This window comes from Cellulomonas sp., assembly GCF_036279715.1.
GTDB lineage: Bacteria > Actinomycetota > Actinomycetes > Actinomycetales > Cellulomonadaceae > Cellulomonas_A.
The window spans coordinates 22,302-30,454 of the sequence record NZ_DASUIR010000114.1; the positions used below are offsets into that span (position 1 = coordinate 22,302).

The 8,153-nt window shown below is 70.4% G+C and carries 8 protein-coding genes; 1 reads left to right on the plus strand and 7 read right to left on the minus strand.

Annotated features, from left to right (window positions below):
- Nucleotides 1–39: 39 nt before the first annotated feature.
- The 5 genes from VFW79_RS11340 to VFW79_RS11360 all read right to left on the minus strand — a co-directional run bounded on the left by VFW79_RS11340 (nt 40) and on the right by VFW79_RS11360 (nt 4,036).
- Entirely contained in the window at nt 40–1,728 is a 1,689-nt protein-coding gene (locus VFW79_RS11340) for a long-chain-fatty-acid--CoA ligase (RefSeq protein ID WP_329677415.1), read from the minus strand.
- Between the two features lie 52 nt (nt 1,729–1,780).
- On the minus strand, nt 1,781–2,515 hold the full coding sequence (locus VFW79_RS11345) for a slipin family protein (protein ID WP_414647947.1): 735 nt from the start codon (nt 2,513–2,515) through the stop codon (nt 1,781–1,783).
- A gap of 113 nt (nt 2,516–2,628) precedes the next feature.
- Nucleotides 2,629–3,153 carry a hypothetical protein gene (locus tag VFW79_RS11350; RefSeq protein ID WP_329677417.1) on the minus strand — a complete coding sequence of 175 codons (525 nt, stop codon included), beginning with the start codon at nt 3,151–3,153 and terminating at the stop codon, nt 2,629–2,631.
- A 105-nt stretch (nt 3,154–3,258) separates the two neighbouring features.
- On the minus strand, nt 3,259–3,807 hold the full coding sequence (locus tag VFW79_RS11355) for a Clp protease N-terminal domain-containing protein (RefSeq protein ID WP_329677418.1): 549 nt from the start codon (nt 3,805–3,807) through the stop codon (nt 3,259–3,261).
- Complete coding sequence (locus VFW79_RS11360) at nt 3,800–4,036, minus strand: helix-turn-helix domain-containing protein (RefSeq protein WP_329677419.1); 237 nt, start codon at nt 4,034–4,036, stop codon at nt 3,800–3,802. Before VFW79_RS11360 ends, VFW79_RS11355 begins: the two co-directional genes overlap by 8 nt.
- Before the next feature lie 89 nt (nt 4,037–4,125).
- Here VFW79_RS11360 and VFW79_RS11365 point away from each other — a divergent pair, with 89 nt between their 5' ends.
- Nucleotides 4,126–4,986, plus strand: a complete 861-nt coding sequence (locus VFW79_RS11365) for a class I SAM-dependent methyltransferase (RefSeq protein WP_329677420.1) — start codon at nt 4,126–4,128, stop codon at nt 4,984–4,986.
- Here VFW79_RS11365 and VFW79_RS11370 read toward each other — a convergent pair.
- Entirely contained in the window at nt 4,967–6,967 is a 2,001-nt protein-coding gene (locus tag VFW79_RS11370) for a potassium transporter Kup (protein ID WP_329677421.1), read from the minus strand. The genes VFW79_RS11365 and VFW79_RS11370 overlap by 20 nt on opposite strands.
- A gap of 24 nt (nt 6,968–6,991) precedes the next feature.
- Nucleotides 6,992–7,981, minus strand: coding sequence for a squalene cyclase (locus VFW79_RS11375; protein WP_329677422.1), 990 nt, complete (start codon nt 7,979–7,981; stop codon nt 6,992–6,994).
- Nucleotides 7,982–8,153: the final 172 nt, after the last annotated feature.

The window sequence follows — 8,153 nt, forward strand, 5'->3', positions numbered from 1 at the left end:
GTTCTGAACGTCGACCGACCGCGGTCTCGGGCGAGCTCCTCAGAGCGACGGCAGGATCTGCTCGCGCACCTGCTTGCGGAGGATCTTCCCGAGCATCGAGCGTGGCGTGTTCTCGATCTGCACGATGCGGCGCGGGACCTTGTAGGCCGCGAGCTGGGCGCGGCAGTGGGCGCGCAACGCCTCCTCGTCGAGCTGGGCGCCCGGTTCGAGCTCGACCGCGGCGACGACCATCTCGCCGCCGCGCTCGAGCGGCTTGCCGACGACGGCGGCGTCGACGACGGACGGGTGCATGCGCAGCACCGCCTCGACCTCCGACGGCGCGACGTTGAAGCCGCCGGTGATGATCAGCTCCTTGACCCGGTCCACGATCGTGGTGAACCCGTCGGCGTCGACGGTCACGACGTCGCCCGTGCGCAACCAGCCGTCCGGCAGGAGCGACTTCGCGGTCTCCTCCGGGTTGTTCCAGTACCCCCGAAAGACCTGCGGGCCCTTCAGCAGCAGCTCGCCCGGCTGGCCCTGGGCGACCTCGACGGTGGGGTCGTCCTGGTCGACGACCTTCATGAGCGTCGACGGGAACGGCACGCCGATCGTGCCCGTCCGGCGCGTCGGGTGGAACGGGTTGCCCAGAGCGACGGGCGAGGACTCGGTCATGCCGTAGCCCTCGACGAGCAGCCCGCCGGACATGGACTCCCACAGCTCGACGACGTGGTCGGGCAGGTTCATCGCCCCGGAGATGCAGAACCGGCACGACTTGAGCGACACGCCCCGCTGCTTCGCGGCCATTGCGGTGCGCTCGTAGATCGGCGGGACCGCGCAGTAGACCGTCGCGGGCGACTTCTTCATGGCGTCGAGAATCAGGTCGGGGTCGAACTTCGGGAAGAGCACCAGCAGGGCCTGCTTGCGGATGCCGTACGTCAGGTAGAGCGTCATCCCGAAGGCGTGGAACATCGGCAGGATCGCGTAGAAGATCTCCTTGCGGTACTCCGCACCGTGCATCCAGGCCTCGCCCTGCAGGGCGTTGGAGTACAGGTTGTAGTGCGTGAGCATCGCACCCTTGGGGTTTCCCGTGGTCCCCGACGTGTACTGGATCGCGGCCAGGTCGTCGACCGAGGGTCGCGGGTGCGCCGGGTCGATGCGACCGTGGCTGAGCAGCTTCTCCCACGAGATCGTCCCCGGCGCCGGCGCCGTCAGGGCCTCGCGGGACTCGCGCAGGCTCCGCACCGGCAGGTGCAGGGCCAGGCGCTTGGCCGTCGGGAACGCCTTGAGCAGGTTGACCGACACGATGTGGTCGATCGTGACGTCGGCAGGGAACGCGCGGACGGCCGCGACGGACTTGTCCCAGGCGATCACGACGCGGGCCTGGTGGTCCTCGAACTGGTGGCGCAGCTCGCGCGACGTGTACAGCGGGTTGTGCTCCACGACGACGGCCCCGAGGCGGAGCACGGCATAGAAGGCGACGACGTGCTGCGGGCAGTTCGGCAGGATCAGCGCGACGCGGTCACCCGCCCGCACCCCGAGGCCGCGCAGCCCCTCGGCCGCGCGGTCGATCTGGTCGCCCAGCTCGGCGTAGGTCGTCCGACGCCCGAAGAACTCCAGGGCCGGGTGGTTGCCCGCCTCGGCCACGGAGTGCTCGACCATCGCGACGAGCGACTGCGTCGGGAGCTCGATCTCGGCCGGCACGCCCGGTTGGTAGTTCTTGACCCAGGGCTGCTGGTCGGTGTTCGCCATGGGCACATCCTGCCGCGAACCTGCGGCCTGCATGACGCAACCGGACAGGACGTCAGCCGGGCGCCACGGGACCGCCCGCTGCAGCCTCGCGGGCGATGAACGCGTTCAGCTCCGCGATCGTCGTCATGATCGGTGACGGGAACACGACCGTGGTGTTCTTGTCCACGCCGATCTCGACGAGGCTCTGCAGGTTGCGCAGCTGCAACGCCAACGGGTGGGCCATCATGACGTCCGACGCCTCCCCCAGCGCCGCTGCGGCCAGGTGCTCACCCTCGGCGTTGATGATCTTGGCGCGCTTCTCCCGCTCGGCCTCGGCCTGCTTGGCCATGGCCCGCTTCATGCTGTCGGGCAGCTGGATGTCCTTCAGCTCCACGAGGGTGACCTCGACGCCCCAGGCGAGCGTGATGACGTCGAGGATCTCGCGGATGTCCAGGTTGATCCGGTCGGTCTCGGACAACGTCTCGTCGAGGGTGTGCTGACCGACGACCTTGCGCAGCGTGGTCTGGGCGATCTGGTCGATGGCGGCGCTCACGTTCTCGATCGCGACGACCGACTTCACCGGGTCGATCACCCGGAAGTAGGCGACCGCGGCCACTCCGACGCTGACGTTGTCCCGCGTGATGATGCCCTGGGACTGGATCGGCAGCGTGACGATCCGCAGCGACACCCGATGGAGCACGTCGACGACCGGGATGATCAGCCGGAAGCCGGGTTCGAGCGTGCGTCGCACCCGGCCGAACCGGAAAAGGACCCCCCGCTCGTACTGCTTGATGATCCGCACCGCCATCGCGAAGCCCAGCAGCACGACGGCCAGGATCACACCCCAGATGTACACCGCGGCCACCTCCACTCCCTATCGTCCACCTTCGGCCCGAACCTGCAGCGGCAGGACGTGCGCCGTCAGTCGTCGCCCTCGCCGTGAGAGCGCTTGTGCTCGGCCGTCGAGGCGATGTAGACGGCCCTGTTCGCGGCGGGCTGGATCAGCACGACGGGGTCGTCGCAGTGGCGCGGGACCGCGATCACGTCTCGCGTCGACCCGTCGCCGGCGGCGCTCAGCGCGAAGGGCGCGGTGGACGTGGCGACCTGCTGGTCACAGACCAACGTGGCCACCACCGAGGGGATGGGGTTGACGCCGGTGCCGCGCGGCGGCGGGATCACCAGGCCGCGGATCTGCACGGTGATGTTGCCGGTGTCGCGCACGCGCACCCGGCTCGGCCCGTTGACCCACGGTGCGGCGCCGGGGTTGATCCCCGCGACCACCGGGCTGCTCGGCGCCGGCATGCTTCCGACGAGCTCGGCATTCAGCAGGATGTGGCCGCCGGACGGGGTCCCGTCGGCGAAGGCCGGGGCCGCGGCGAAACCCCCGACGGCGAGCGCGAGGGCGGCCGAGGTCGTCAGTGCGCGGATCGTTCGAGTCGTGCGCATGGTCTGCTCCTTCTCGCAACGCTGCGAGGACCATCGGAAGCGCGGCCCCCGTCACCCAGAGACACGACTCGCTCGCGCATTCGGTTCAGTGGCTCGCGGCCTCGTTCATGCCGCGCGGCCGATCGAGCGCAGGGTCGCCCCGCGAAGGCTGTCGGGCGTGTGGCCGAGCGAGGTCAGCACGGCGTTGACGTCGCCGTCGTCGCACCGCAGCAGCCCGAGCAGGAGGTGCTCGCTGCCGATCGACCTCGACTTCAGCCAGATCGCCTCCCGCAGGGCGAGCTGGAGCGCCTTCTTCGCCGACGGGGACAGCCGCGTCCGGCCCCGGCGAGGGCGGCCCTCGGGGACGGCGTCGGTCCCGAAGGACTCCGCGAGGCGCGCCAGCACCACGTCCAGGTCGATGCCGACCGTCCGCAGCGCCTCCGCGTCATCCCTCGTCAGGGCTCCGCCGCCCGGTGCACGTCGCCGGACGATCTCGCGCGCCGCGTCGGCCTGCAGTCCCGCCTCGCGCAGGACCTCGTACCCGGCTCCCGCGCCGGGCCCCAGGAGCCCGAGCAGCAGGTGCTGAGCGCCCACGGGGTCGTGCCCCAGGGCGCCGGCCTCCGCCACCGCGCCCGAGACGACCGCGCGGGCTTCCTCGGTGAACCGTTCAAACATCGCGAGCACCCCTCTTCTTCTCCGCTGCTGCGTACTTCTGATGCACTGCCTGCTTGGTCACGCCGAGGACGTCGGCGACGTCCTGCCACGACCACCCCTGACGGCGCGCGTTGGCGACCTGCGCGGCCTCCAGGGTCTCGGCCAGGCGCCGGAGCGCTGAGGCGGCCCTCAGGCCAACTCGTGGGTCGGCCCCGGCCGCTGTCGCGGCGAGCTCTGACGTCGTGTCCATGCGTCAACACTAGTTGACGCACGACGGTTGTCAATACACGTTGACGACGCTCCCTTCCGCTCCCGGTCAAGACCGACCACGATGTCCGGATGGATCCCCACGAGGCAGCGCAGCGCAGTGCCCGGGTCGCGGCAGTCTTCGACCGGGTCGCCGACACCTACGACTCCGTGGGCGTCCCGTGGTTCACACCGATCGCCGAGCGGCTGGTGGCCGAGGTGGCGCCCGCGCCCGGCGAACGAGCCCTGGACGTCGGGACGGGACGAGGCGCTGCCCTGTGGGCGCTCGCGGGTGCCGTCGGCGGGACCGGCCACGTGACCGGGCTGGACCTTGCCCCGGCGATGATCGACGCGACACGGCGAGAGGCGGCCGAGCGGGGTCTGACCACCGTGGACCTCGTCGTCGCCGATGCCGCCGCACCCGACCTGCCGGCTGCCTCCTTCGACCTCGCGGTCGCCTCGCTGGTGCTGTTCTTCCTCCCCGATCCGTCCGCGGCCCTCCGCGCCTGGCACACCCTGCTGGCCCCGGGCGGCCGACTGGGCCTGTCCACCTTCGGGTCGCGCGATGCCGCCTGGGAGCAGCTCGACGACGTCTTCACGCCCTTCCTCCCGCCGCAGCTGCTCGACGCGCGCACGAGCGGCACCCGCGGGCCGTTCGCGAGCGACTCGGGCGTCGAGGAGCTGGTTGCGACGGCAGGCTTCACCGAGGTGCGGACCGCGAGCTTCGAACAGGCCGTGACGTTCGTCGACGTCGAGCAGTGGCGGCTCTGGTCGTGGTCTCACGGCCAGCGCACGCACTGGGACGCCGTTCCGGGCGAGCGCCACGCCGACGTGCTCGCGGCCGGGGCCGAGCGGCTCGAGGCCGCTCGGGACAGCGACGGCACGTTCACCCTGACGCAGCAGGTGCGCCTGACCGTCGGCGTCCGTCCGGTCGTCAGCCCGCGCTGGACCTGAGGTCCAGGTTCGCCCCCATGATGACGGTGCGTTCGGGTGGCAGGTGGAAGACCTCGGTGCGACTCGCGGCGTTGTGGGCCATCCAGACGAACAGCCGTGCTCGCCAATCCCTCAGACGCGGGGTGCCCGTCGCGTGGACGGTGAGGACCGACAGGAAGTAGTGGGCCTCGTCGATGTCCACCAGGAGCTCGCCGGACTTGCCGACTGCCAGCGCGAGGCCCTTCGGGATGTCCTGGCTGTCGTTGAACCCCACGCGCACGCACACGTGGACGATGCCGTCGTCGGCACGGCCCAGGTCGTCGACGATGACTCGGTCGACGTGATGGATGTGCGGCACGTTCTCGTTGATGATCTGCACGATCACCACGTGCTCGTGCAGGACGTGGTTGAACGTGACGTGGGAGCGCAGCGCGAGCGGGGTCGTCGTGCGATTCGGGTGCGGGAACACGGCCAGACCCGGCACGCGCGGCACGCCGGTCGTCCGGATCATGTCCACGAACTCGTCGAGTGGACCTTCGAGCTCGGTGCGCCGCTCCGCGAGGATGCCCGCTCCCTTGCGCCAGGTCGTCATGAGGGTCACGACGACGACAGCGATCAGCAGCGGCAGCCAGCCTCCGCTGACGATCTTCGTGAGGTTCGCCGCGAAGAAGGTGATCTCCAGGAGCCCCACGACGGCCGAGTACGCCACGATCTTCCACATCGCCCAGTGCCACACCCGGAGCGCCAGCAGCAGGAACAGCAGGCTCGTCAGGCCGAGCGTCCCGGTGACCGCGAGCCCGTACGCAGTGGCGAGCCGGCTCGAGCTCTGGAAGACCGCGATCAGCAGCAGGACACCGAAGTACAGGATCCAGTTGACGACCGGCAGGTAGATCTGGCCGACCTCCTCGCGCGACGTGTGCTTGACCGCCAGTCGAGGGAACAGCCCGAGACGGACCGCCTGTCGCGAGACCGAGTACGCACCGGAGATCACCGCCTGGGACGCGATCACCGTCGCGAGCGTCGCGAGGACCACCAGCGGCAGCGTCGCCCACGAGGGTGCAAGGTTGAAGAACGGGTTGTCGATCGTGGCCGGCTCGTGCAGGATCATCGCGCCCTGGCCGAAGTAGTTCAGCGCGAGCGCGGGAAGCACGACGGCGTACCAGGAGGTCCGGATCGGTCGCGCGCCGAAGTGACCCATGTCGGCATAGAGCGCCTCGGCCCCGGTGATCGTCAGCACGACGGCACCCATCGCGACGAAGGCCGTGAACGGGTGCTCGACGACGAAGGCCAGCGCGTACGTCGGCGACAGCGCGGCGAGGATGTCCGGGTGCCGGACGATGTGCGGGACCCCGAGAGCCGCCAGCACGACGAACCAGACGGTCATGACGGGTCCGAAGGCCTTGCCCACCACCTCGGTGCCCCACCGCTGGACGACGAACAGCACCGTGAGGACCGCGACCGAGACCGGCAGGACGAGCTGCTTGAGCGACGGGTTGACCACGACGACGCCCTCGATCGCCGACATGACCGAGATGGCCGGGGTGATGACGCTGTCGCCGTAGAAGAGCGCGGCGCCGAACATGCCCAGCACCATCGCGATGGCCAGCCGTCGTGGCTGCCGGAGCTTCTCGCGCAGCAGCGCGACGAGGGCCAGGATGCCACCCTCGCCGTCGTTGTCGGCCCGCATCAGGAGCGCGACGTACTTGACGGACACGACGATGGTGATCGCCCAGATCACCATCGAGATGACGCCGAAGACGTCGACCGGCGTGGGCTTGATGTTGTTGTGGTCGATGCTGAAGACGGTCTGCAGCGCGTACAGCGGGCTCGTGCCGATGTCCCCGAAGACGACCCCGAGAGCGCCCAGCGCGAGGAAGGTTCCCGCCCCCTTCTTGCTCGCGGGGGTCTCGGTCGCGGCGTCCCGCGCCGAATCCGACGGGACGTCGGGGCTCGCGTCCGGCTGCGGTCGACGCGGTCGACCCGTGCCCTCAGTGGTGCTCACCCACGGATGGTCGCACATGCCAGCTCACCGAGCGCGAGCGCCGGTCCCGTCCCACCACGCGAGCACCCGCGTCCCGAACAGCGTCAGCCACCTCGACGGGTCCCCCACCGGCGCGTCGACCTCGAACCACACGCGCCCGCGGTGACGGCGGGCCTGCAGCCAGGTGCCGTCCGGCTGTCTGGCGGCACGGATGAGCTCGATCGCCTCAGCCATGCGCGGGTCCGGCGTCGTGCCCTGAAGGAGGGAGGCCTCGCGGAAGTACTCGGCCGCGTTGAGCACGTCGTACGACCAGCGGAAGGGGTAGCCGAAGCGGTCGACCCACGGCGCCACCGGCTCGCCCGTGGACAGCCGGCGGAACAGAGCGCGTGTCAGGAGGTACTCCTCGCCCGATCGCCGGGCGGCACGGGTCGCGTCGGTACCCCCGGTGGCGGCGTCGTACGCGAGCAGGCCCTTGAGCGAGTTGAGCGTCGAGTGGAAGGACGACCGGCTAGAGCCCTCGATCCACTCGCAGTTCCAGCCGCCGTCAGGCAGACGGTGCTCGAGAAACCAGTCCACGATCCCGGTGATGTCGGCGCCGAGCCACAGCCCGTTCGCGACGGTCCAGGCGTTGATGCAGCAGTCGACCTCGCCGCCCCAGTACGGCAGGCCGTCGTACTCCCAGCGGCAGCTCTCGGCCAGAAGCTCGGCGGTACGCCGCTCGCGCAGGACGGCGGGGTCGAGGCCCCACTCCCGCAGCGAGTTCAACGACCAGGTCGTCGCCGTCCAGGGCTGGCCGGCATCCTCGGCCGCCTCAGGACCGTGGAAGTCGAAGTCCGCGGGGAAGAACGCGCCGCCGGCCCACCGGCCGTCCGGGTCCTGGAGCGCGAGGAGTCGCGCGCCGAACCCCTCGGTCGCGATCCTCTCGCGTGTCGCTTCCCAGACCGCGGGTGGTGCACCGAGCAGGTCGCGCTCGACCTGCCAACGCAGCGCGGGATCAGCGTCGAGAAGCCATTCCAGCAGGGTGTCGGGCACCATGGGCCGACCCTACCGAGAGGTGCCGCCCGGGCGGCGGGGCGTTCGGAGAGGTCATGCAGGTCATCGGCTCCCAGGGTCTGCGGCCCGACGGGATGCCGTTCGGCTGCTACGTCCCGGGTCCTGACGGCCTGCAGGTCGAGGCCGGCTTCCCGACCAGCGCACCGGTCGAGCC

What these genes read in the sequence shown, in the direction of transcription:
- VFW79_RS11340 (WP_329677415.1), bottom strand. Translation starts at nt 1,728, where the DNA reads ATGGCGAACACCGACCAGCAGCCCTGGGTCAAGAACTACCAACCGGGC.
- VFW79_RS11345 (WP_414647947.1), bottom strand. Translation starts at nt 2,515, where the DNA reads ATGGCGGTGCGGATCATCAAGCAGTACGAGCGGGGGGTCCTTTTCCGG.
- VFW79_RS11350 (WP_329677417.1), bottom strand. Translation starts at nt 3,153, where the DNA reads ATGCGCACGACTCGAACGATCCGCGCACTGACGACCTCGGCCGCCCTC.
- VFW79_RS11355 (WP_329677418.1), bottom strand. Translation starts at nt 3,807, where the DNA reads ATGTTTGAACGGTTCACCGAGGAAGCCCGCGCGGTCGTCTCGGGCGCG.
- VFW79_RS11360 (WP_329677419.1), bottom strand. Translation starts at nt 4,036, where the DNA reads ATGGACACGACGTCAGAGCTCGCCGCGACAGCGGCCGGGGCCGACCCA.
- VFW79_RS11365 (WP_329677420.1), top strand. Translation starts at nt 4,126, where the DNA reads ATGGATCCCCACGAGGCAGCGCAGCGCAGTGCCCGGGTCGCGGCAGTC.
- VFW79_RS11375 (WP_329677422.1), bottom strand. Translation starts at nt 7,981, where the DNA reads ATGGTGCCCGACACCCTGCTGGAATGGCTTCTCGACGCTGATCCCGCG.